Source organism: Streptomyces olivaceoviridis, assembly GCF_014650115.1.
Taxonomy (GTDB): Bacteria; Actinomycetota; Actinomycetes; order Streptomycetales; family Streptomycetaceae; genus Streptomyces; species Streptomyces olivaceoviridis.
In genome coordinates this window covers 26,441-50,569 of record NZ_BMUI01000038.1, presented here as the reverse complement: position 1 = coordinate 50,569, position 24,129 = coordinate 26,441, and the positions used below count along the sequence as shown (strand labels likewise).

Genomic DNA, 24,129 nt, shown 5'->3' with positions numbered 1-24,129 from the left:
TTGTCGGGACCTTCGGTGGAAGTCAATGACGGTGCACGTCCTCTCGACGTGCGGCCCCGTGAGCGGGCACAGTTCTCCCTGCCCGCCTTCCGTACCCATGAGTAACGAGGAGTGACCGTGAGCAGCTGGGCCGGCCGGAGTGCCACCGAGATCGCCGCCGCCGTCCGCGAGAAGCGGGTGACGCCGAGGGAGGTGGTGGCCGGGCACCTCGCGCGGATCGAGCGGCTCGACGGCCGGATCGGGGCGTTCCGCAAGGTCCGGGCGGAGGCGGCGCTCGCCGAGGCCGACGAGCTGGCGTCCCGCGCCGATCTGACCGGACTGCCGCTCGCGGGCGTGCCGTTGGCGGTGAAGGACAATCTCGCGGTGCGCGGCGAGTCGTGCCGCAACGGCTCCGCCGCCACCCCGGACACCCCGGCCGCCGAGGACCATGTGACGGTGGCCCGGCTGCGGGCGGCCGGCGCGGTCGTCGTCGGGCTGACGAACGTGCCCGAGCTGTGCGTCTTCGGCACCACGGAGGGCCCGTACGGCATCGCCCGCAACCCCTGGGACCCCTCCCGCACGGCGGGCGGCTCCTCCGGGGGCAGCGCGGCGGCGGTGGCCGCGGGGCTCGTGCCCCTCGCGCTGGGCAACGACGGGATGGGCTCGCTGCGCATCCCGGCCGCGAACTGCGGTCTGGTCACACTGAAACCGGGGCACGGGGTGGTGCCGGCGGGGATCGGTGACGGCGACTGGTTCGGCATGTCGGAGAACGGCCCGCTGGCCACGACGGTCGAGGACCTGCGGCTGATGCTGGCGGTCCTCGCGGACACGGAGTTCCTACGGCCACGGGACGGGTCGCGCCTGAAGATCGCCGTCGGCCTGCGCAGTCCGCTCGCGGGGGTGAGCGTGAGCAGACCGTATACGACCGCCGTCCGGCAGGCGGCCGGGGCGCTGGCCCGGGCGGGGCACCAGGTGCGGCGGGCCGAGCCGCCGTACCCGCGCTCCCTCGGCGTGACCGCGCTCCAGCACTGGACGGCGGGTACGGCGGTGGACGCCCAGGGCCTGGACCGGGCGCGGCTGGCCCGCCGGACCCGGGTGCACGCGGCCGTGGGCAGCCGGTTCGTCCGGCGGGTCCGCACCGGCGCGGCGCGCGAGCGGCTGCGCGCCCGGCTGACGCCGTTCTTCACCGAGTACGACGTGCTGCTCACCCCGGCCCTCGCCCGCCGCTCCCCGCAGGCCGGGCCGTGGCACGAGCGCGGCTGGCTGCGCAACGTGCTGGCCGACACGGCGTATTCGCCCTTCACCCCGCCGTGGAACCTGACGGGCTGGCCGGCGATGTCCGTGCCGGCCGGCGGTCTGCCCTCGGGCGCCCCCTGTGCCGTGCAACTGGTGGGCCGGCCGGGCACGGAGGCCGTGCTGCTGGAACTGGCGCGGGAGTTGGAGGAGCTGAGCCCGTGGCGGCGGACCGCACCGGTGGCGGAGCCGGGCGAGGGGCCGGCGACCGGCAGGTGACGCGCGGTGGCCGGACCGGCGGCTGGTGTCCGAGGTGCGGGAGGCCGGATCGGCGGGCGGTGTTCGGGCCACTGCTTCTGTGATCCGCGTGGGCGTGCGCCTGTCACGCCCACGCGAGCGGCGATCGCGACGGGACCGACCCGGGGTCAGTCCACGCTCGGCAGGATGTGGGGCTCGGCGAGGTCGTCCTCGTAACCCGCGAGGCGGATCGGGGCGGACCGGGCCCACACGTCGAGGCTGCCGAGTTCTCCGGGCCGGCGGCCCGGGCGCTCCGTGTGTTCCTTGGGGCGCTGCTCGCGATTCGTCTTCTCCGGTGTCACCGCGCACTCCTTATGTGTCGGGTCACCCTCGGGGCGTACCGGACAGTCTGCGCTCCGGTGCTCGACGCCCGCTCGGGTCTGGATGGAAGGCCAGTTCGGACGCGGTGGCGCCGGTTCCTCTGTCAGAGCAGGCCGTTGTCCGCCGGCTCGCCCCAGGACGGACGGTGGGTGTGGGTGGAACCCCGGTGCTGGTGTCCGTCGGCTCCAGATTAACCAAATGAGCGGGCATCCGCTCGATAGGGAGTGCAAACAAGCTGTAACGGATATGCTTCCTGCGGCTCCTCAATACCCCCTAATATGGGGCCTTTTGAAACAAGCCGCTCACTCGGACGACGCGGTGAATCACCCGTGTGGCCTACAGGAACGAACACCTCTTCAAGTGCTGTTGGCCCGGCGGCAAGCTCGTCATGTTGTGCTGACGCGGCAACGGCTGTCTCGCGGAAGGGCTGACGCATGGAGCTGCGCAGTGTCGAGGAGCTGATGGATCTGCTGCACGCCGGCCGGCCCCAGCACGCGCTGCGGACCGCGGCGCTGCTGCGCCGCGGCCGTCCCGCCGACAAGGAACTCCAGGTGGCCGGGTTGGTGCTGGGCATCGGGCCGGTGCTCTGCCCGGAGGACGAGGCGGCCCGGGCGCGCAGCGCGGCCGAGGCGGTGCGCGCCCTGCTCGGGGAGCGGGTGTTCCGGCTGGTCCGCGGGGACGCGGACCCGGCGGACGACGATGCGCTGCGGCTGCGCCAGGCCGGCGAGGAGAGCCGCACGGCCGGCCTCGACGCGGGCGTGCTGGAGGACTGGCGCACGGTGCTGGAACTGGTGGCGGCCCGCCACGCGCGGCTCGGCGCGGTCGACTGAGGACACGGCGGCCGCCCTGGCTCGCGCGCGGGTGTCATGCGCGGCGGCTGCGCCCGTCGTCTACCACTTGCCGGGCGCGTAGTCCTTCAGGAAGACGCCGTACAGGTCCTCGCCCGCCTCGCCGCGCACGACCGGGTCGTAGACGCGGGCGGCGCCGTCCACCAGGTCGAGCGGTGCGTGGAAGCCGGCCTCGGCGAGGCGCAGCTTGTCGTAGTGGGGTCGCTCGTCGGTGATCCAGCCGGTGTCGACCGAGGTCATGAGGATGCGGTCGGTCTCGAACATCTCGTGGCCGCTGGTCCGCGTCACCATGTTCATGGCGGCCTTGGCGGCGTTGGTGTTCGGGTGGCCCGCGCCCTTGTAGCCCCGGCTGAAGACGCCCTCCATGGCCGAGACGTTCACGACGTACGCCCGTCCGCTCGCCGCCTTCCTGGCGGCCTCGGCCATGGCCGGGCGGAGCTTGCTGATCAGGATGAACGGCGCCGTGTAGTTGCACAGCTGGGTCTCCAGCAGCTCCACCGGGGAGATCTGCTCGATCGACTGCACCCAGGTGTTGGACTCCACGACGTCGGGGAGCAGGCCGCCCGCGTCGATGGCGGTGCCGTCGAGGTGCCGGGCGACGCTGGCGTTGCCCGCGACCAGGGCGAGGTCGGCGACCTTCTGCGCGTCGAGGCCGCTGGTGCCGACGGGCAGCGCGGCCAGACCGTCGACCGCGCCGGAGTTGAACGCGCCGATGACGTGGTGGGCGGGAAGTTCCCCGGCGGGCAGCGGGGCGCTCTCGCCCTCGACCAGGGCGGCGTAAGCCGAGGGCAGGCGGCGCACGGTCTGCGTGGCGTTGTTGATCAGGATGTCCAGCGGGCCGGCCTCGGCGACCTGATCGGCCAGCGCGACGACCTGGCCGGGGTCACGCAGGTCGATGCCGACGACCTCCAGGCGGTGGATCCACTCCGCCGAGTCCTCCATCGCCTTGAAGCGGCGGATGGCGTCCTTGGGGAAGCGCGTGGTGATGGTGGTGTGCGCGCCGTCACGGAGCAGGCGCAGCGCGATGTACATGCCGATCTTGGCCCGGCCGCCGGTGAGCAGGGCGCGCTTGCCGGTGAGGTCGGCGCGGGCGTCCCGCTTGGCGCGGTTCTCGGCGGCGCACTTCTGGCAGAGCTGGTGGTAGAAGTAGTCGACCTCCACGTACCGCTGCTTGCAGATGTAGCAGGAGCGCGGGCGCTGGAGTATGCCCGCGATCCGGCCGGACTCGACCTTGGAGGAGGGCAGGATGCCCTCGGTCTCGTCGTCGATGCGCTCGGCGGAGCCGGTGGCGGTGGCCTCGGTGACGGAGCGGTCGTGCGCGGTCTTGGCGGCCCGGCGCTCCTGGCGGCGGCGCTGCTTCACCGTCCGGTAGATGTGCGAGGTGGCACGGCGGACCGCGATGGCGTCGGGGTGGTCGACGTCGATCCGGTCCAGTTCCTCCAGCACGCTCAGGCAGACGGCCAGCCGCTCCGGGTCGATACCGGGCCCGTGGACCGCCTCGTCCATGGCGGCGTCCGTGGGCACGTCCATCGCCGCCGAGCCGTCGTCTGTCACCGTCATCGCGCTGCCGCTTCCCTGGTCACCCGCGCAGCGCTCCGACTCGCGCCCGCTTTCGAACAGCGAATTTTACGGAGCCCGGCCCGACGCGCCAAACCGCTGCCCGGACGGGTGGGTGCCGCACCCGGCCGGCCGCACGGCCCCGCACCCGCGGCTGCCGGCGGCGCGCGCCCCGCGGGGGCCGCCCGCACCCGGCGACTACAGCCGCACGGCTGGTGCCGGCGGGGACCCGTGCCCGGGGCCCGGCGGTGCCGGTGCCGTGCCCGGTGCTCAGCCGTCGCAGACGGTCAGCAGCGTTTCCACCTCCGCCGACACCGCGTGGGCGAACCGGTCCAGGTCCGGCACGGCCGCCGCGTCGGCGACCAGCCCGTAGTGCACGCGCCCGCGGTACGTCGAGATCGCGACCGCCAGCGCCTGGCCGGGCGCGAGCGGGGCCAGGGGGTACACCTCGGTCAGCTCGTGGCCGCCGAGCCGGAGCCCGAACCCGGGCAGCGGCACGCTGGTGACCAGGATGTCGAACCACAGCCGGGCCGCCTGGCCGACCAGCGGTCCGCCCAGCCGGTGCCCGAACGCCGGCACGTGGTCGGCGAGCAGCGCGACCGCGCCGGCCCCCCGGTTGGGACCCGCGTCCTTGTTGCGGATCATCGCGGTCCGCACCGTCTCCAGACGGCCGACCGGGTCGGGCTCGTCGACCGGAAGCCGTATCAGGTACCCGGAGAGCCGGTTGCCCTGCGGCTGGGCGGTGTGCGGACGGCGCCGGGAGACGGGGATCAGGGCGCGGGGCGCCACGCCCTCGCTGCCGTCGCCCCGCTCGTCCAGCCAGCGGCGCAGCGCGCCGGCGACGACGGCGATGAGGACGTCGTTCACGGTGCCGCCGGCGTTCTTGCGCACCCGGTGCACGTCGTCGATGTCGAGGACGACCCCGGCGGTGCGGCGGGTGCCGCTGGGCGCGCAGGTCAGCGCGGCGCACGGCCGCATGCCGAGGGTGGACCGGGCGAGCGAGGCGCCGATGTCCAGGGCCCGGCCCACGTCGGACAGCGCGTCCCGGAACAGCCCGGGCATCCGCGCGGGCAGCCGGCGCACGTCGGACAGCAGGCCGCGCGGCGGCTCGCTCGCGCGGGGCGCGCGCTCGGGCAGGTCGACGGGGTCCAGGACGCCGGCGGCGAGCTTCAGCGCGCGCAGCCCGTCGGCGAGGGCGTGGTGGAACTTGAAGAGCACGGCGAAGGACACCCCGTCCTCGCCGGGCAGCACATGCGCCTCCCACGGCGGCCGGCCGCGTTCCAGCGGGCGCTCCATCAGCCGCCCGGCATCCGCGTGGAAGTCGTCGGTCGGGGCGTGCAGCCGTACGTGGTTCAGGGGGTCGAAGTCCGGGTCGGTCTCGCGGGCGGCGCCGCCGAAGGCGAGCGGCTGCCACAGGTCGCGGATGCGCATGCGCAGGCCGGGTACGGCGGCGGCCCGGGCGGCGAGCAGGTCGGCGGCGTGGGCCCCGGCGGTGGGCGAGTGCGCGGAGAAGACGCCGAGCGCCCCGAGGTGCATCGGATGCCGGTCGGACTCCATGTTCCAGAAGGCCAGGTCGAGTGGAGCGAGCAGGTCGGAAGTCAAGGGCTTGCCTCACGCGTCGACAAGGGGTGGATCAGCAGTCAATCCCCGCTGAGCGATTACGGTCAAGTACGATCAGGCTACGCACAGTTAAGGTCGGTCGGGTTAAGTCCCGCCACCGGTGCGAGCGCCGGGACGCAGGCGACGGCTGAGGTCATTTCAGGACGGGCGGCGCCGCTTCGGGTGACGTACCCCACTCCGACGGGCGCGGGCCGACCGTGAAGGCGAGGGAGCGCAGGGAGCGCAGCGCGCCGGTCGGCAGATAGGTCCGGCCGTGCGGCCTGCCGTCCGTGTGTACGGCCTGGACGTAGCGGTCGGCGGCCGAGGTGCCGGGCGCGGTCACGGTCAGCCGGCCGGCGGGCCAGTAGCGGCGGTCCAGGGTGAGGTCGACGCGGTCGAAGACCGGGGTGGTCAGGCCCCAGGTGTCGTAGCCGGGCTGGACCGGGAAGAGGCCGATGGACGACAGGACGTTCCAGGCGGACATGGTGCCCAGGTCGTCGTTGCCGGTCATGCCGGTGGGACTGTCGGTGAACAGGGTGAGCGCCGCGTGCACCACGTCCGTGGTCTTCCAGGGCTGGCCGGTGGAGAGGTAGGTGTAGGGCGCGATGAGGTCCGGCTCGTTCATCGGGTTGTAGACGGCGGCGTTGTAGTAGGCGTACGGGTCGCCGTGCACCCACACCTCGCGGGCGGTCCCCTCCGGGTCCGCGAGCAGCCGGTCGTAGGCGAAGAAGGCGTCCAGCCGGGCGTTGGCCGCGCGCGTGCCGCCGATCAGCCCGACCATGCCCGGGACGTCCTGCGGGACGAGCCACTGGTACTGCCAGGCCGTGCCCTCGTGGAAGCCGGTGCCGCGGGCCGGGTCGGGCGAGCCGGTGAAGGCGCCGGAGGCGTCACGGGCGCGGAAGAAGCCGGTGCCCGGGTCGAAGACGTTGCGGTAGTTGCGCGAGCGGGCGGCCCAGCGGGCGGCGTCGTCCTCGTGGCCGAGACCGCGGGCCATCTGGGCGAGCATCGCGTCGGCGAGCGCGTACTCCAGGGTGACGGAGGCGCCGTGGTGGTAGTCCGAGTCGCCCATCTTGGCGTACGGCCGGTCCTTGACGTAGGGCGCGAAACCCTCGGCGATGTACTCGGTGTTGGCCTCCCGGCCGATGCCCGGGTGCTCGGCGGGCGGCACGCCGTCGGCGTTCTTCTTCAGCGCGCGGTAGGCCCGCTCCTCGAACCCCTTCAGGAGCCCCATCCGGTAGGCGGTGGTCAGGAACGGGGTGACCGGGTCGCCGCTCATGATGTTCGTCTCGACCGGCCCGTAGCCCCACTTGGGCAGCCACCCCCCGTCCTCGTCGACCGCGACCACCGACCGGGCCATGTCCCGTGCCTCGCGCGGGGCGAGCAGCGCGAGCAGCTGGGCCTGGGTGCGGTAGGTGTCCCACAGCGACCAGTTCTGGTAGTAGGTGAAGCCGCGGGCGCGGTGGGTCCGGCGGTCCCAGCCGAAGTAGCGGCCGTCGGCGTCGCTGCCGACGTTGGGCGCGAGCTGGGAGCGGTACAGCGAGGAGTAGAAGGTCCGGCGCAGCGTGGGCGTGCCGCCGCGCACCCGGACGGCGGCGAGCCGGCGCTCCCACTCCTCGCGGGCCCGGTGGCGTACGGCGTCGAAGGCCCGGCCGCCCTCGGCGCGCAGATTGCCGGCGGCGCCGCGCGAGTCGACGTACGACAGGGCGGTGGTCGCCTCGACCGTGCGGTCCCGGGTGGTGTCGAAGCGGACGTAGGCGCCGCCGGATCCGCTGCGGGCGCCCGGGGTGACGGTCCCGCCGTCCCAGGTGCCGTAGGCGGTGAAGGGCCGGCTGAAGCGGGTGATCGTGTAGACCGTGTAGGGGCCGGTGTCCCGGCAGAAGCCGTGGCCGGTGATCTCGGTGCGCACGGTGCGGTCGTCCAGGATCCGCACCGCGCTGCTCACCGCCTTGTGCAGCGACTGGGCCGCGTTCAGCAGGACGTTGGCCTTGTCGGTGGCCGGGAAGGTGTAGCGCTGGACGCCGGTGCGGGCGGTCGCGGTGAGTTCGGCGCGGATGCCGGAGGCGAGGCCGACCCGGTAGTAGCCGGGGCTCGCCTCCTCGTCGTCGTGCGAGAAGGCCGCCGCGTACTGGGCGTAGTCCGTCTGGGTGACGTCGCCCGTGGTGGGCAGCACGGGCAGGTCGCCGCCGATCCGGCAGCCGACGCCTGAGAGGTGGACCAGCGAGAATCCGCGGATACGGTTCTGCGCGTAGTCGTACCCGGTGCTGTGCCCGGTGTCCGGGGAGAACTGCACCATGCCGAAGGGCACGGCCGCGCCGGGGAAGGTGTTGCCCTCGTTCTGGCTCCCGATGAACGGGTTGACCAGGTCGGTGAGGCGGCCGTCGGTCCGTTCGGCGGCGCGTGCGGCGGGGGTGGCGATCAGCGCGGACGCTGCCATCACCCCGGCCAGGCACAGCCGCGTGCGCCGGGTCCCTCTCATGTCGGATGACCTCCGCAGGTTGGACATCGTTGCCTGCATCCTGGACGGCCGACGGTGCAAACCTGGGCATTCCGAGAGGGTGATGTCGAACGCGTCGCGCCGTGGGGGCCGCTGACGCCCGGTCCGTCAGGGCACCCGCTGCCCCTTCCCCAACGCGATGACCCCGCCCTTGGACACGGTGTACAGCTCGGCGTCCCGCTCCGGGTTGACGCCGATCGTCGCGCCGGGCGGCACCTCGACGTTCTTGTCCAGCACGGCGCCGCGGACCACCGCGCCCCGGCCGATGTGGACGTTGTCGTGCAGGACCGAGCCCTGCACGACCGCCCCGGGATCGACGCGCACGCCCGGGGAGAGCACCGACCGGGTGACCTGGCCGCGGATCAGGCAGCCCGCGCTGATGATGGACTCGCTCGCGATGCCGCCCGCGTTGAAGCGGGCCGGGGAGAGCTGGTAGGAGTGCGTGTAGACGGGCCACTGCCGGTTGTAGAGGTTGAACGCCGGGCGCTCGGCGATCAGGTCCATGTGCGCCTCGTAGTAGGCGTCCAGGGTGCCCACGTCCCGCCAGTAGCCCTGGTCGCGGCTGGTCTCGCCGGGCACGTGGTTGTCGCTGAAGTCGTACAGCTGCGCCGCGCCGCGCGCGGTCAGCTGGGGCAGGATCGAACCGCCCATGTCGTGCACGGACTGGCTGTCCTCGGCGTCCCGGTGCAGTGCCTCGACCAGGACCTTGGTGGTGAAGACGTAGTTGCCCATCGAGGCGAAGACCGTCTCCGGGTCGTCCGGCAGGCCCGGGGGGTCGGCGGGCTTCTCCAGGAAGCGCTCGACGGTACGGCCGTCCGAGCCCGGTGTGATCACCCCGAAGGAGGAGGACTGCGCGCGCGGCACCCGGATGCCGGCCACCGTCACCCCGGCGCCGCCCTCGATGTGCTGCGCGAGCATCTGCCGCGGGTCCATGCGGTACACGTGGTCGGCGCCGAACACGGCCACGTACTCGGGCTGTTCGTCGTGGACCAGGTTCAGCGACTGGAGGATGGCGTCGGCGCTGCCCAGGTACCAGCGCGGGCCGAGGCGCTGCTGGGCGGGGACCGGGGTGACGTAGTTGCCGAGCAGGCTGGACATCCGCCAGGTGGTGGTGATGTGCCGGTCCAGCGAGTGCGACTTGTACTGGGTCAGCACACAGATGCGCAGCACGTCGGCGTTGACGAGGTTGGACAGGACGAAGTCGACGAGCCGGTAGGTGCCGCCGAAGGTGACGGCTGGTTTGGCGCGGTCCGCGGTCAGCGGCATCAGGCGTTTGCCCTCGCCGCCGGCCAGCACGATCCCGAGTACGGAAGGCCCTCCACGACGCATGGCCGCTCCCCTCACCGTGGTTGAACCATGGTTGCCCCGAGCAGACCGGACTAAGCCTGCTTGAGGATCTCCTCGTACAGCCCCGCCGTGCGGCGGGCCACCGCGTCCCAGCCGAACTCCCCCACCGCGCGGGCCCGTCCGGCCTCGCCCATCCGCCGGGCCGCGTCCGGATCGCCGAGGACGGCGTCCAGCGCCCGGGCGAGCCCGGCCTCGAAGCCGTCGTCCACGTCGACCAGAAGGCCGGTACGGCCGTCGTCCACGACCTCGGGGATGCCGCCCACCCGGGACGCGACGACCGGTGTGCCGCAGGCCATCGCCTCCAGGTTGACGATGCCCAGCGGCTCGTACACCGACGGGCAGGCGAACACCGTGGCGTGGGTGAGGAGTTGGATCACCTCCGTGCGCGGCAGCATCTGCGGGATCCAGAACACGCCCGCTCGCACCCGGCGCAGCTCCTCGAACAGCTCCTGGAACTCCCGGTCGATCTCGGGGGTGTCGGGCGCGCCCGCGCACAGCACGACCTGGGTGCCGGGGTCGATGTCCCGTACCGCGCGCAGCAGATGGGGCACGCCCTTCTGCCGGGTGATCCGGCCGACGAACAGGACGTACGGGCGGGCGGGGTCGATGCCGTGCCGGGTGAGCGCGTCGGTGCCGTGGTCGGGCCGGTACAGGCGCGTGTCGATGCCGTTGTGGACGACGTGGACGCGGGCCGGGTCGAGGGCCGGGTAGCAGGCGAGGATGTCGTCGCGCATGGCACCGGAGACGGCGATCACCGCGTCGGCGGCCTCGATCGCGGTGCGTTCGGCCCAGCCCGAGAGCGCGTAGCCCCCGCCGAGCTGCTCGGCCTTCCAGGGGCGCAGCGGCTCCAGCGAGTGCGCGGTGACCACGTGCGGGATGCCGTGGAGCAGCTTGGCGACATGGCCGGCGAGATTGGCGTACCAGGTGTGGGAGTGGACGAGTTCGCGGCCTTCGAGGGCGGCGGCCATGGCGAGGTCCACGGAGAAGGTGCGCAGCGCGTCGTTGGAGCCGTCGAGGACGGACCAGGGCCGGTGGCGTACGACGCCGACGCCGCGCCCCTCGCCCCAGCAGTGCACCTCCAGGTCCACCAGGGCGGTCAACTCGCGGGCGAGGAACTCCACATGGACACCGGCGCCGCCGTACACATCCGGGGGGTACTCCCGGGTCAGCAGTCCCACTCGCACCCGACAACCCCCTGGTCTCGGTGGCAGGTTCCCCTCATGGTCACCCAGATGCGGCGCCCGGGGAAGAGCGCGGGGGCGAGCACGGGGACGAGCGCGGCGGTCGGGAGAGGCAGCAGTCGCCGCAGAGCCCGCCGCCGGGCACCCGGTAGTACAGACAGCAGCTGCGGCGCCGGAACGCCGTGCCGGTGCGGGTGCCGGTGGCGCTCAGCAGGGGGTGCGCGAAGAGTTCACCGGTGAGCGCCCGGGCGCGGGCCGCGACGTCGGTACGGCCGTGGGCGCGCGCCCAGCCGCTCAGTTCCCGGGCGGTCGCGGCGAGCGCGGAGCCCGCGTTGCCCCGCAGCAGGCCCGGCGCGACGCCGTAGCGGGCCCGCAGGACCGCCGTCAGGGGCTCCAGATGGCCGTGCAGCACGGTGTCGGCGAGCGTGGCCGCGTCCCCGGGCAGCGGGCGCAGCTCGGCGAGCCACAGATCGTCGGGGACGGCGGCGCGGGCGTCCCAGCGCAGCAGGCGCGGGTCCAGGTCGGGCAGTCGGCCGTACAGGACGGCACAGCCGAGGGCCGCCGACCACAGCCGGGCGGCCAGTCCCTGCTGGGCGAGGGAGGCGGCGACCCGGGGCTCGCCGGTCCCGAGCCGGTCCGCGACGATGGCGACGCGCAGCGCCAAAGGGTCGCGGCCGGTCTCCGTGCCCGCCCCCGCGTAGCCCTCCGCGAGGGTCGGCAGCCGTCGTGCCCCGGTGCCGTCGGCGGCTTCCGGGAGGATGCGCAGGGGGAAGAAGCCGCCGAGGGCGCGCAGGGCTGAGAGAGCGGGGTCCAGGTCCACGACAGACACTCGTACCAGGCGCGGCGCGGGGGTGATCGGGCGGGTGTCCGCCCGCCCTCACCCGTCCAGGGGATGATCAGGCCGCTGGTGTACTCCATCGGCAGTAGGACGCATTGCGTGCTCAGGTACGACGACGGGAAGCACCCGGGCGGGCAGAGTGTTCGCCATGGAAGCCGACCGTACGCCGCGCCGGGCCCAGGACGCCCGTCGCACGCAGAGGAGACACCGATGAGCGCCCTGGCGTTGTCCGTGCTCCTGTCGGTCGTCTCCGCCCTGGCCTACGCGGGCGGAGCGATCGTGCAGGAGCAGGTCGCGGTGTCCTCCCCCGACAGCGGGTACCTGCCGCTGCGCCGGCCGGGCTGGTGGGGCGCGCTGGCGCTCAACGGTCTCGGCGGCGTGCTGCACGTCGTGGCGCTGGCCTACGGTCCGCTCAGCCTGGTCCAGCCGCTCGGCGCGCTGACCATCGTCTTCGCGCTGCCCATGGCGGCGCTGTGCGTCGGCCGCCGGGCCGGCGCGACCGCCTGGCGCGGCGCCCTCATGGCCACGGTGGGCCTCGCCGGTCTGCTCTCCCTGGTCGGCTCCTCCTCCGCGCACTCCCTCAGCCCCGCCCAGCGGCTGGCGGTCGCGCTGGTCACCGGCGGGGCGGTGGTGGCGCTGATGTTCGCGGGCCTGGCCGCGCACCGGCATCCCGCCGTGCGCAGCGTGCTGCTCGCCACCGCCTCCGGCATCGCGTTCGGCATGTCGTCGGTGTTCACCAAGACCGTGGCCGTCGACTGGAGCCACGGCATCGCGCTGGGCGACCTGCCCTCGCTCGCGGTGATCGGCCTGTTCTCGGTCGCCGGCGTCCTGCTGTCCCAGGCCTCCTACCGGGGCGGCGGCCTCGCCGCCCCGCTGGCCACGCTGACGGTGGTCAATCCGGTGCTGGCCGCCGCGGTCGGCATCCTGATGTTCGGCGAGACGTTCCGCTACGGCACCACGGGCACCGTGCTCGCCCTGGGCTGCGGGGTGGTGGCGGCGGGCGGACTGATCATGCTGACGACGGAACGGCTGACCCGCGAGCCGGCCCCGGCCTCGGCGGCCTGGGACGAGCCTGCGCCTTCTTCGGCGGCCTGGGACGAGCCGACCCCGGCGTCGGCAACGGCCTGGGACGAGCCTGCGTCGGCCTGGGATGAGCCGGTGTCCGCTGTTCCGGCACCGGCCGTCCGGTCGTCGGCCGAGGTGCCCTCCGCGCAGGGTGTGCCGGTCGCCGCGGAGCCGACGCGAACCGCCGAGCCGGCGGCGCGGGGCACCGAGGACACGCGTCTCGCGATGCCGCACCAGCGCAAGGCCATGGGTACCGGGGCGGAAGGGGAAGGGCGCGTGGAGAGGGGCGCCGGGGTGGCCGAGCCGGGGGTGCGGGCTGGGGCGGGGATGCGCGCCGGGGCGGGTGAGTCGGTTGGCCATGGCAGGCCGTTCGAATCGGTCGGCCACGCCGGGCCGGCCGCGTGGGTGGCGCGCGCCGGGACGGCCGAGGCCGTGGTGCGCGCCGAGTCGGGCGAGGCGGTCGGCCACGCCGGGGCGGCCGAGCGGGTGGTGCACGCCGGGACAGTCGAGTCGGTCGTTTCCGGGCTGGTGGTGTCCGGTTCGGCCGGGAGCGGCAGGGCGGACGCCGACGGGGCCGGGCCGACCGGCGACGCTGTGCTCCCGGCGCCGTACACTCTGCTGCCCGCAAGCGTCGCCGTGCCGCTGCCGCTGCTGGACCTGCACCCGTACCCGCGTCAGATCCTGACGCCGCCTGCCCGGAGGTAGGCGAGCGGGTCGACGTCCGAGCCGAATCCGGGCCCCGTCCGCACCTCGAAGTGCAGATGCGGGCCCGTGACGTTCCCGGTGGCGCCGGAGCGGCCGATGCGCTGGCCCGCGGTGACGCTCTGGCCGTTCCGCACGGCGATGGCCGACAGGTGGGCGTACTGGGTGTAGCGGCCGTCGGCGTGCCGGATCACGACCTGGTAGCCGTACGAGCCGCCCCAGCCCGCGGCCACCACGTGCCCGGCCGCCGCTGCCCTCACGGAGGTGCCGGTCGGCACGAGGAAGTCGACACCGGTGTGGTAGCCCTTCGACCAGTGCGAGCCCGCGACGTGGTAGCCGGTGCCGACGGACGCGGTCACCGGGGCGACGAGCGCGTGCCGGGCCGGGGGTGTCGTGCGGTGGGTGGTGGGATGCTCCGAAGGGGCCTTCTTCTTCGGTGCCTTGGGGGGTGCGGAGCGGGGCGGGGTGCCGTTCAGACTGAGCCGCTGCCCCGGAATGATCAGGTCGGGATCGGTGCCGATCGTGGCGCGGTTGCCCGCGTACAGCGTGCGCCAGCCGCCCGTCACGCGGCGGTCGCCGGCGATGCCGGAGAGGGTGTCGCCGTGCACCACGGTGTACATCTCGGCCCGGCCGGCCCGGGACTGCGGGGTGGTCTGCGGCTGCACATCCTTGACGGAGCCGGAGTGGACTGAGCCGGAGTGCGCGGGGCCGGAGTGCGCGGAACCGGTCTTCGCGGGGCGCGTGGAGCTGGTCTCGGTGTGGACGTCGGGGGCGGGTCCGCCCCGGGTCAGGGCGGCCCGCACCGAGCACACCGGCCAGGCGCCAGGCCCCTGCCCGTCGAGGACCTTCTCGGCGACGGCGATCTGCTCCGCCCTGGTGGCCAGGTCGGCGCGCGGCGCGAACCGGGTGCCGCCGTAGGCCTCCCAGGTGGACTGGGTGAACTGGAGCCCGCCGTAGTAGCCGTTGCCCGTGTTGACGCTCCAGTTGCCGCTGGACTCGCAGGCGGCGACCTTGTTCCAGGTGGCCGCGTCGGCGGCGTCCGCGGTGCCGGCGGCGACCAGCGGGATCGCGAGGCCGGCGCCGCCCGCCGTGACGGTGAGTGAGGCGCGGTTGATCCTGTTCGGCTGGTACCGGCGGTGCCGGCCGCGTACGGCCATGTCCGAAATCCCCTCGCCATGCGTCAGGAGCGGCAAAAGTAAGCGCCACGAACAGGCCATGACAAGACAGGAAATCGGCCTCCCGTGCGACCCAAGTGGCCGGGAACGGCCCCTGTTTGATCCGACGGGCCGGTCAGTGAGGCGGACGGCGGCTCCGCTGCGTACACATGCGTGGCGGGTCGGATGTGCGCTCGCCGTAGCGGCACGTCAGGATGGGCGAGGGCCCGTACTGACGGAGCCGTAGTACACGAGGCAACCAGGGAGCAGGCGGTATGAGCACTTCAGCGCAGATCGGTGTCACGGGCCTCGCGGTCATGGGCCGCAATCTCGCGCGGAACTTCGCGCGCAACGGCTACACGGTCGCCGTCCACAACCGTACGGTGTCGCGGACGAAGGCGCTGGTCGAGGAGTTCGGCGACGAGGGCGACTTCGTCGGGGCCGAGACCGCCGAGGAGTTCGTGGCGGCCCTGGAGCGTCCGCGCCGGCTGGTCATCATGGTCAAGGCGGGCCAGCCGACGGACGCGGTGATCGAGGAGTTCGCCCCGCTGCTGGAGCCCGGCGACATGATCATCGACGGCGGCAACGCGCACTTCGCGGACACCCGGCGCCGGGAGCGGGAGCTGCGCGAGCGGGGCATCCACTTCGTCGGCACGGGCATCTCCGGCGGCGAGGAGGGCGCGCTGCACGGCCCGAGCATCATGCCGGGCGGTTCGAAGGAGTCGTACGGGTCGCTGGGTCCGATGCTGGAGAAGATCTCCGCGAAGGCGGAGGACGGCGCGCCGTGCGTGACGCACGTGGGCCCCGACGGTGCCGGGCACTTCGTGAAGATGGTCCACAACGGCATCGAGTACGCCGACATGCAGCTGATCGGCGAGGCGTACCAGTTGCTGCGCGACGTCGCCGGGTACGCGCCCGCGCAGATCGCGGACATCTTCCGCACCTGGAACACCGGCCGGCTGGACTCGTACCTGATCGAGATCACCGCCGAGGTGCTGTCCCACGTGGACGCGGCCACCGGCAAGCCGTTCGTGGACGTCGTGGTGGACCAGGCCGAGCAGAAGGGCACCGGCCGCTGGACGGTGCAGATCGCGCTGGACCTGGGCGTTCCGGTGTCGGGTATCGCCGAGGCCGTCTTCGCCCGCTCGCTGTCCGGCCACGCGCCGCTGCGGGCCGCGTCGCGGGACCTGGCCGGCCCGAAGCCGTCCCCGCTGAGCGAGTCGGACGCCGCCGCCTTCGCCGACCGGGTGGAACAGGCGCTGTACGCGTCCAAGATCGTGTCGTACACGCAGGGCTTCCACGAGATCGCCGCGGGCAGCGAGGAGTACGGCTGGGACATCGACCTGGGCGCGGTGGCCTCGATCTGGCGGGGCGGCTGCATCATCCGGGCCGCGTTCCTCGACCGCATCCGCGCCGCCTACGACGCCCGGGCCGACCTGCCGAGCCTGCTGTCGGACGAGACGTTCGCCCGCGAGATCGCCGAGGCGCAGGACGACTGGCGGGAGGTGCTGGTCGCGGCGACCCGTCAGGGGGTGCCGACGCCGGGATTCGCGGCGGCGCTGGCGTACTACGACGCGCTGCGGGCGGAGCGGCTGCCGGCGGCGCTGACGCAGGGACAGCGGGACTTCTTCGGTGCCCACACGTACCGGCGGGTGGACCGGGAGGGCTCGTTCCACACGCTGTGGGGCGGGGACCGGAGCGAGGTGACCGCGTAGCGCGGTCCGGCTCGAAGGGGCTCGGCCGTCTCGGTCGCCTTGGCCGCCTTGGCCGCCTTGGTCCGTTCGATCGGGGCGCGGGTGCGGGTGCGGGCGGTGCGTGGCTGGTCGCACCCGCGCGGCGCGGCTGACTCGCCTCCGGGCACCGCCCCGCGCTCCTCGGAGGAGCCCGGCGCCTCCCCTGTCCCAGGCGCCTGGCCCCTGTTGTGTCTCAGGTGAGCGGAGGCCCCGGCTCCGGGTTCGGTACGGGCTCCGGGCCCGGCGGGATGGGGGACGGGGACGGCTCCGGGGGGCCCGGGTGGGGCGGGGGCGGGCTCGGGTGGGGGCCCGGCGGGGGTGGAGTGGGCTGCGGGACCGGTTCCGGGGTCGGGACCGGGCTCGGGTACGGATCCGGCGGGGCCGGGCCCGGACCCGGTGTCGGGCCCGGCGGTACCGGGTCGGGGTGCGGGTTCGTCATGGTGTCCTCCGGGCAGTCACGGGACGTCGCCTCTGGACTACTCCCCCGCCTACCCGACGGCCGCCCGGCCACTCACCCGACGGCAGCACGGAACGGGACCAGGCGGGTGGCCGACGGGATGTTGAGCGGGTGCTCGCGGAGAGAGGCCGGAGGCGGGTGCTCGCCGAGAGACGGCCGGGGCGGGTGCTCGCTGAAAGACAGCCGGAGGCGGGTGCTCACGGAGCCACAGCCCCCGTGGGCGGCCTCACATCCGGACCGCCCCTCGACCGACCGCACACTCGAACCGCGACCGAGGAGCGACGGCGCCCTCGAACCGGCCCGGGTGGACCGCCACTCGATCAGAAGCGGTCCGGGTGGGCGCGCAGCCAGTCCTTCGCGGCCGACAGCAGTCGGGGGTCGGCCGGCGGGGCCGACTCGGGGTGGCGTGCGGCCCACTTCACGACGTACGGGCAGAGCGGGGCCACCGGGACGCCCTCGCGCTCGGCGAGGGCGTACAACTCACGGGCGAGCGATCCGGCGATGCCCTTGCCCTCGTGGGCGGGCTCGACAATCGTGTGGACGGGGACCAGGGCGCGCTCGGGCGCCTCCAGGACGAAGTACTCGATGTGACCGACGACTTCACCGTCGCCGACGGCCTCCAGACGGCCCGCCGCCCGGTCGTCGCGGATCTCGGTCTCGCTCATGGGCACGCACGCTCCTGGTCCTGACGCTGATCAGCCGGTCAGGCCCCGACGGCCTGCGGGCTGCGCTGCTGGTCCGAGCCGGGCACCGGTTCGGACGGGTCGGCGCCGAGGGACACGATCCGGTTGCCGGCGTCGACGTGCACGACCCGGGGCCGCAGCGCGCGTGCCTCCGCGTCGGTGACCTGAGCGTAGCTGATGATGATCACAAGGTCGCCGGGGTGGACGAGGTGGGCCGCGGCCCCGTTGATCCCGATGACCCCGGACCCTCGCTCACCCTCGATGACGTACGTCTCCAGCCGGGCGCCGTTGGTGACGTCCACGATGTGCACCAGTTCCCCGGGCAGCAGGTCGGCGGCGTCGAGAAGATCGGCGTCGATGGTCACCGATCCCACGTAGTGCAGGTCGGCCTGGGTGACGGTGGCTCGGTGGATCTTGGACTTGAACAGAGTACGCAGCACTTTGGACTCCTGGAAGACAGCTCCCTGCCTGCTTTGTGCAGGTCAAGGGCGGTCTTCACTGTACACCGGCACGCGTCGGAGTCGATGATTGTGAGGAACATCGCGTCTCATTGGGGATAGGGCTCCCTGCCTGGGCTTCCGCGCCAACCAGGCTGTTGTGGCGCCACCGACCAGGCGCCTGTTCGGCCAGCCTTTTCAGTATGTTCGGCAACCGATGCTGACCAGATGCTGATTTACCTGACGATGCGCCAGGTACGCGCTTCGTCGAGCACGGAGCCACTCTCCGCATCGATCTGGAAGCCATTCAACGTGCCCGGCAGCCCGGGCTTCATCCGGTCCCGGAACAATAGGCGGTGGAGTAGACCTACGACTGACTGATGCCCCGCCGGTGCCTGTGGAGCACACGATCCGGGCAGCCCTGTGGTTCAAACCAAGTCGGGCTCCCGACTGTGACCGACCGATCGCGACCACTGCAACCTGGTGGGCAGTTGCGTTCTGACTGCCTGCCCAGACTGCTACTCCAAGCCGCAAGGCAACGAAAAGGAGAAGGCAGTGGAAGAATCCGAGCCGCAAAACGTCCCACTGCATGTCTCGACAACAACCGGTGCGCCCCCGAGTAGCGAAGACAGGATGTTCGTCGAGGTGCAGCGTGCGGATACGAAAGCAACAGCGCTGAGTGGGGTCACCGGTGCACTACTTGCGATCACGGCGGGGACGGCACTGTCGACACCGGTCAACTCGTCGCGCATGCTCAGCGCGGCTATGGCACTGGTGTGCACACTGCTCGGGGCGGCCCTGGTATCCGCGCTGATGGCCCTGCGCCCCAACTTCCCGAAGGACGACGGGCTGGTTTGGCGTGAGGAGTGCATCGGTGGAGGCAGCGATAGCAGGCACTCGTCGGCATCCGACCCGCGACGCCCGGTGAACTGCGCCGAGTTACCAGAACGTGAGGCCGCCCTGACCGCCCTCGCGCGCCGAAAGTTCCAGGCGATCAAGATGGCCGTGGATCTCACCGTGGCCGCAATCACTGTGGCCGGATTGCTCCTGTTGCCCACCTTCCTCGCGTCCTGAAAATCTCATCCTCTATGGGCTGGTCCCGGCGTTTGGAGGGATATGTATCAGTCGCACATGGCAGTGATCGGCGAGCGTCTGTGGGCGCAATTGCGTGGCCTCGCCCCCATGCGGGTGCGCCCGGCCCGCAGCGTCCTCCTACGGCAGGGGGATCCCGGTACCCATGTGGTCCTGCTGGCTTCGGGCTCGACCCTCGTAACGCTGACGGGGCCGAACGGGGAACGGGCTCTGCTCGCGGTACGCGGCCCTGGTGAGCTGCTCGGCGAACTGGCCGTCCTGGATGCGCAGCCCCGCTCGGCTTCTGTGATCGCCGCGGAATCCTGCCACGTGCACCTCATTCCGGCCCCCGATTTCCTTTCCTTTGTCGAGGGCAACGGCCTGCTCAACCCGTTACTGCGCCATGCGATCGCGCGGGTCAGGGAGTCCGAGACCGTCAGGCTCGAACTGGCCACCGCGTGTGTACCCGTACGCCTGGCCGGTGCCCTGCGCCGACTTGTGGATGCGGCTTCGACGAATCAGCCGGCGGTCAGTGTCCGACTGACTCAGGAAGAGCTTTCCCAGATGATCGGTGCGTCCCGCAACGCCGTGGGTGCGGCGATCAAGCCGTGGCGGGAAGAGGGCTGGCTAGAGACGGATCCGGGCGGCGGACTCCTGATCCACGACATCACATCGATCGCGACGCACGCCCGCAGCACGATGTGACCGGCCGCACCCAGGCGGTGCCCAGTGGTGGGCACCAGAGCGCGCCCGGGCCGATCAGCATGGGGCACTCGATTCCCTCCGTCGTGACCGAAAGGTCGGTGACAGCATGCCCCTCTCCCCACCTTCGTCCGTCGACGTGCCTCCGGAGCAGGCACTCCTGGCCGTGGACATGCAGGGCTACAGCCAGATCCAGGAAGCCAAGATGGCACCGGTCCGTTCCGACCTGGACGACGTTCTCACCAATGTGCTGGCCCACGTCGGGCTGCAGGACCCACGAGATCGGCCCGGTGCATTCAAGGACACCGGTGACGGGGCCATCTTCGTCATGCCACCCAAGGACATCGCACGGCTGGTCGACCCGTTGCTGGAACATTTGCACACAGCGCTCGTCCGGTACGACCGTGAGCGGCTCGCCAGCGCACCGGCGATCCGATTGCGTGCCGCTGTTCACGTCGGACCGCTCTCCTTGCCCGACCACCGCGGCGATGCCATCAACGAGGTGTGCCGACTGCTCGACAGCCAGGTCGTGCGCGCGGGCCTCACCGTGGCCCGGGAACACCGGGGCGGCTTTCTGGCCGCCGTCGTCTCAGAGTCGGCATTCCGGCGGACCGTCCGTGCGGGACGCACGCCGGACCTCCACGAGGAACACTTCCTCCCCGCCACGGCGCGGGTGCACGGCAAGGCGTTCGAGGAGCCGTGCTGGCTGTTCGTACCTGAGATGACACCGCAAACCCTCGCCCCGCTCATCAACCCGGAGCCGCTCGGAGGTGGGGGTGGAACAGTTGCGCCGACGTCGTCGGCCAGCCCCAATAACCCGTCCGGCGCCGTCTTCCAGTTCAACGGCGAAATGACCGACACCACCGTGATCAACAAGGTCGGGACGATGCGCATCGACCGGCGCCGGATCTGACCTTGCCTGTGCCCTCGCACCCGTGTCGCGTTGAAAGGAACCAGAAAGCGCATGTCCGATGATCGTCCCCTTTTTCCGCCCCGCCCTCCCGACGAGCACGAGTCTCCGCTGAAGGGAGCAGACGGCATGGCTCCGTGGCCGCCGGACCCAAGCAGTAACGCTACTGAAGGCACGGAGGCCGCTGGTGGAGACCGGGCCGACCCGGCAGCGTTCGTCGTGTCCCCCGTACCGGACACCGGGCCGGCGCCGATCACTGTGAACCGTCCGGAGTTTTTCGTCAACCACGCCGACAAGATCATCAACGAGACTCGCAAGCAGGGAATCCTCGAAGGCCCCACTCTTCCTCATCACCGGATCAAGCAGGAGCCAATCGTCCGCGAAGGCCAATGGGCCGAGACGTGGCAGCAGGCTCTGGATCCGGCGGGGTTACACCCGCGAAAGCACGTACTGATCATTGTCGCCCCGCGGTCGTACGGATCGACCACCCTGGCTCTGCACCTCCTCGCCGAGCACACGGGCGAGGACACCGACATCGTGAAACTGGACGCAGACTGGAAGACACCCAAAGTGGGCTGGCTTCCCGCCGAGGAGCGCCACGCCTACCAAGTCGACCTCAAGGACCCTGAGCACGACCGGATCTCGGCCGATTTCCTCACCATGTTGGAAGAGCATGCCGGGCTTCTGGAAAAACTGGGCTCCTACCTCGTCCTGAACGTGGCCAAGGATCTCTGGACTGATCACTACGCCTCGGTCCAATCAGGCATTCTCGTCGTCCACCTCACCGAGCCGCCGCCGGCCCAGAGTGTCGTGGAAGCCCGACTGAGGGCTCGCGAGGCCGCTGGGCTGATTGCCTACCTTCACTCCGTCGACAAGAGCAAGGCTTCGATAAGCCGTCTCGACGCCGTGGAAGCGGTCCGCACCGCGGACTCGATCATGCTGGCGTGGCGGGAACACGAACGGCTGACTGACACGTCGCTCCCCATGGACGTCCCGTCGTCATGGTCCGCCCTCGATGCCGGACTGGTCGAACGGATCACGTCCGCCATGTCCGACTGGCGAGACAAACTCGACACCCTGTTCGGAGAGACGGTCTCCGTGCATGGAGGCAAGGACACATCGCTGCCACTGGAAGACCGCTGCCTCCTCCTGGCCCTGGCTGTGTGCCAATCCGAGTCAATGCCCGTAGTGGCCAAAGCCGCCCGGGACCTGCAGCGCATCATCAGCGCCGATGTCGCAAGCGGGAGCGACTTCGCCTCGACGACAAGTGCGGCATTCGCCGGCCGCGGGTTGCGCCGCCGTGTCGTCGATGTCGGCGCCGGAGTTAGCAGCAACGACGAAGTCGTTTTCGACCAACCCGGCTACGGCCGGGCCATCCTGACCTACGTTTGGGACAACTACGAGGTCATGCGCGATCCCTTGCTGAAGTGGCTTATGTCCGGGGACGGCAGCGAGGCGAACGAGCACGTCGTGGATGCCATCGCCGCTCTGACCCTGCGGCACGGGAACGTCGACCACCTCGTACAGCTCGGCTCCAAGACCTACCCACTGAAGGAAGAACTCCTCAGCGCCCTTTTGGTCCAGGCAGTACAGGACGAGCATATCGGCCGCCAAGCGTGGGGCATTCTGTACGGCTGGGCTTCGGGCAAGGAACGGGCGACTACGGTGGTCACCGCCTGCCGACAAGTCCTGAACTCCCCGGATGTCACGTCTTCTCAGGCCAGGATGGCCATGGTCCGGCTGCGGCGAGCCGCCAACAGTGGGCACGAATCCGCCTGGTCTGAGGCCCTCGCAGCCTTCATCGAGCAGGCTCAGCACCCCGCCGGGGTGGCGCGGCTCATCACCGAAGTACGCACATGGCAGCAGTCAGGTCGGTCCCGCGGGGCCGGCACCGCGGCCTTCCTGGCCCTGATGTCCGTACCGGGCACCACCCCGTGGCTGCTGTCCGATGAAGTCCCTTCCGAAGTGGACGTGAAGCGGGCTTTGCAGGATCTATTGGGAGACATCGATACGGCTCCCGACGCCATCAACCGCCTCACCACATGGGTCAGGCAGTCAGCGACCGACCCCGACACCTACGCCCGCGTCCGCGACGGGTTGCTCCCCGTCCTCCGCGGCCAAAAGATCTTCAAGGCTTCCGTGAGTCTAATGCAGGCACTGGAGCACGTCTCGGTCGACGGGGAGACGAACGCGGCCAACGACTTCTGGGACCGTCTCGTAGACCCACGTGTCCGCACGGTGTTTCAGCTCAACAGGGATTCGGCGTGAGGTGGTTCTGGCAGCGCCGGGCCCGTACGATCCAGTGCACCCAGCCACGTATGCTTCGCTGTGCAACCCCCGGTATCCGTTTCGAGGCCACGTTCACGATCGAGTGGCGCCCCGCGCTACGAGCCCGGCCCAATCTCGAAGACCTCGTACTCAGCCGGACCCTCGCGCGGGCCAGCGAGGTCGCGCAGCTCTTCCCAGCCCTCGAGGTGCGCACCGCCCAGGACACCATCAATGCCGAGCTCGGCGCCCCGGAACACACCCGCGCCACCGGGTACCGGTGTCTGGCTGCCCGTGTGGAACTGGCGCTCTCGGAGAGCGCACGGGAGGACCTCGCTCAGCAGCAGGCGGACGAGGCCCGGGTACGGCGTCTGCGGTTCTTGCGCAAGCACCTGTACGAGCAGCCCGACCTCTTCGTGCTCGACCGGATCGAGCGGCAGAGCGATTGGCCGGGCGCTGAGCAGGTTGCCGAATGGCAGCGTCTGGCGCGATGGATGGTGGCAGTTGACGAATGGTGGCAGCCCATGCTCGATCAGTGGGAAAAGGTCGGCCAGGGCTTCAACGATATTGAGCTGCAGAACCGGGCCATGCTCGCGCTCTGCGATGCGCTCCAGAAGCTGAAGGGCGATGACGCGTCGGACGACTCTGCCGTCCCTTCTCCTGGTGCCGCGGAAGAGCGGGGCAAGCAATGAGCCTGGCTCTGTGGCGGATCCTCCTGGACCCTGTCTCTTCCTGGCGTGCGCTTCGCCTGCGGCGCGAAGCGGGCGGCCACTTGTCATTCGATGCAGCCTGGCGGCAGGCACGGATGCTGGCTGCGCCAGACGAGATGGTCTACCGGCTGCACGGCCACCAGTTCCCCATCGAGGACGAGGGACACCATGCACAACCCGAGGGGAAGACGTACCGCCATTGGTAAGTACCTGTATCGCGTTCCGGGCCCCGCTCTCATGCACATGGTCGGATGCTGGACTGCGGCGGACTCAATCGGACCAAGAACCTCCCCCAGCGCGGGCACGGACCACCGCAGAGGTACCGGGTCCATGGCTACGGGATTCATGGAAAGGCCGGACTCTGCCTGACAAGGAGGCATCATCTCGGCCGGCGGAGTGGACGCATCCCTCCCGGCTTACGCGTCCTCAGCGGCATCGTCGCGCTCGACCCGGATCCGCTGCAGGTCAGTGCGCCGTGATCGGCCTGCAGCCTGGGTTACGGCGCCTCGCCTAGCTCAAACCGGTCGTGCTCTTCGCCGCCTACAG

The 24,129-nt window shown here is 71.6% G+C and carries 18 protein-coding genes and 1 pseudogene; 9 read left to right on the top strand and 10 right to left on the bottom strand.

All coding sequences use genetic code 11. The features are described 5' to 3' along the window. The first annotated feature begins 117 nt into the window (after nt 1-117). The gene (locus tag IE273_RS38595) at nt 118-1,491 is read left to right on the top strand and encodes an amidase (RefSeq protein WP_189819801.1); all 1,374 of its coding nucleotides are present in this window, start codon (nt 118-120) and stop codon (nt 1,489-1,491) included. 146 nt (nt 1,492-1,637) lie between these two features. Here IE273_RS38595 and IE273_RS38590 read toward each other — a convergent pair whose 3' ends face one another. Further along, nucleotides 1,638-1,811, bottom strand: a complete 174-nt coding sequence (locus IE273_RS38590; RefSeq protein WP_014676396.1) for a hypothetical protein — start codon at nt 1,809-1,811, stop codon at nt 1,638-1,640. A gap of 453 nt (nt 1,812-2,264) precedes the next feature. Here IE273_RS38590 and IE273_RS38585 point away from each other — a divergent pair, with 453 nt between their 5' ends. After that, nucleotides 2,265-2,660, top strand: coding sequence for a hypothetical protein (locus IE273_RS38585; protein WP_189819800.1), 396 nt, complete (start codon nt 2,265-2,267; stop codon nt 2,658-2,660). Between the two features lie 60 nt (nt 2,661-2,720). On the opposite strand, the gene IE273_RS38580 is transcribed toward IE273_RS38585, so the two are convergent. The 6 genes from IE273_RS38580 to IE273_RS38555 form a co-directional block, all read right to left on the bottom strand. Next, on the bottom strand, nt 2,721-4,238 hold the full coding sequence (locus tag IE273_RS38580; RefSeq protein ID WP_189819799.1) for an SDR family NAD(P)-dependent oxidoreductase: 1,518 nt from the start codon (nt 4,236-4,238) through the stop codon (nt 2,721-2,723). A gap of 267 nt (nt 4,239-4,505) precedes the next feature. Beyond that, entirely contained in the window at nt 4,506-5,837 is a 1,332-nt protein-coding gene (locus IE273_RS38575; RefSeq protein ID WP_189819798.1) for a wax ester/triacylglycerol synthase family O-acyltransferase, read from the bottom strand. Between the two features lie 151 nt (nt 5,838-5,988). Then, nucleotides 5,989-8,310: a GH92 family glycosyl hydrolase gene (locus tag IE273_RS38570; protein ID WP_189819797.1), complete on the bottom strand. Its 2,322-nt coding sequence runs from the start codon at nt 8,308-8,310 to the stop codon at nt 5,989-5,991. 126 nt (nt 8,311-8,436) lie between these two features. After that, nucleotides 8,437-9,657 (bottom strand): glucose-1-phosphate adenylyltransferase, encoded by a 1,221-nt coding sequence (glgC, locus tag IE273_RS38565; RefSeq protein WP_189819796.1) that lies wholly within the window; start codon nt 9,655-9,657, stop codon nt 8,437-8,439. 50 nt (nt 9,658-9,707) lie between these two features. Beyond that, entirely contained in the window at nt 9,708-10,859 is a 1,152-nt protein-coding gene (gene glgA / locus IE273_RS38560) for a glycogen synthase (RefSeq protein WP_189819795.1), read from the bottom strand. A gap of 40 nt (nt 10,860-10,899) precedes the next feature. After that, nucleotides 10,900-11,676, bottom strand: a complete 777-nt coding sequence (locus tag IE273_RS38555) for a (2Fe-2S)-binding protein (RefSeq protein ID WP_189819794.1) — start codon at nt 11,674-11,676, stop codon at nt 10,900-10,902. A gap of 228 nt (nt 11,677-11,904) precedes the next feature. Between IE273_RS38555 and IE273_RS45375 the strand changes: the two are divergent. Then, nucleotides 11,905-12,732, top strand: a pseudogene (locus tag IE273_RS45375) (DMT family transporter); the annotation flags it as partial. A gap of 701 nt (nt 12,733-13,433) precedes the next feature. Here the strand turns inward: IE273_RS45375 and IE273_RS38545 are convergent. Further along, nucleotides 13,434-14,618, bottom strand: coding sequence for a transglycosylase family protein (locus IE273_RS38545; protein ID WP_189819792.1), 1,185 nt, complete (start codon nt 14,616-14,618; stop codon nt 13,434-13,436). A gap of 272 nt (nt 14,619-14,890) precedes the next feature. Here IE273_RS38545 and gnd point away from each other — a divergent pair, with 272 nt between their 5' ends. Continuing rightward, nucleotides 14,891-16,330, top strand: a complete 1,440-nt coding sequence (gene gnd / locus IE273_RS38540) for an NADP-dependent phosphogluconate dehydrogenase (protein WP_189819791.1) — start codon at nt 14,891-14,893, stop codon at nt 16,328-16,330. A gap of 795 nt (nt 16,331-17,125) precedes the next feature. Here gnd and IE273_RS38535 read toward each other — a convergent pair. Next, complete coding sequence (locus IE273_RS38535) at nt 17,126-17,470, bottom strand: GNAT family N-acetyltransferase (RefSeq protein ID WP_189819790.1); 345 nt, start codon at nt 17,468-17,470, stop codon at nt 17,126-17,128. Between the two features lie 38 nt (nt 17,471-17,508). Further along, a complete protein-coding gene (gene panD, locus IE273_RS38530; protein WP_103813675.1) occupies nt 17,509-17,928 on the bottom strand; it encodes an aspartate 1-decarboxylase in 420 nt (139 codons plus the stop codon). 552 nt (nt 17,929-18,480) lie between these two features. On the opposite strand from panD, the gene IE273_RS38525 reads away from it, so the two are divergent. The 5 genes from IE273_RS38525 (at nt 18,481) to IE273_RS38505 (ending at nt 23,565) form a co-directional block, all read left to right on the top strand. After that, entirely contained in the window at nt 18,481-18,999 is a 519-nt protein-coding gene (locus IE273_RS38525) for a Pycsar system effector family protein (protein WP_189819789.1), read from the top strand. A gap of 57 nt (nt 19,000-19,056) precedes the next feature. Continuing rightward, nucleotides 19,057-19,701, top strand: a complete 645-nt coding sequence (locus IE273_RS38520) for a Crp/Fnr family transcriptional regulator (RefSeq protein ID WP_229887981.1) — start codon at nt 19,057-19,059, stop codon at nt 19,699-19,701. Nucleotides 19,702-19,870: 169 nt separating this feature from the next. Continuing rightward, nucleotides 19,871-20,611, top strand: a complete 741-nt coding sequence (locus tag IE273_RS38515) for a hypothetical protein (protein WP_229887983.1) — start codon at nt 19,871-19,873, stop codon at nt 20,609-20,611. Between the two features lie 51 nt (nt 20,612-20,662). After that, complete coding sequence (locus tag IE273_RS38510; protein WP_189819786.1) at nt 20,663-22,876, top strand: hypothetical protein; 2,214 nt, start codon at nt 20,663-20,665, stop codon at nt 22,874-22,876. Nucleotides 22,877-22,926: 50 nt separating this feature from the next. After that, nucleotides 22,927-23,565: a hypothetical protein gene (locus IE273_RS38505; protein ID WP_189819785.1), complete on the top strand. Its 639-nt coding sequence runs from the start codon at nt 22,927-22,929 to the stop codon at nt 23,563-23,565. Nucleotides 23,566-24,129: the final 564 nt, after the last annotated feature.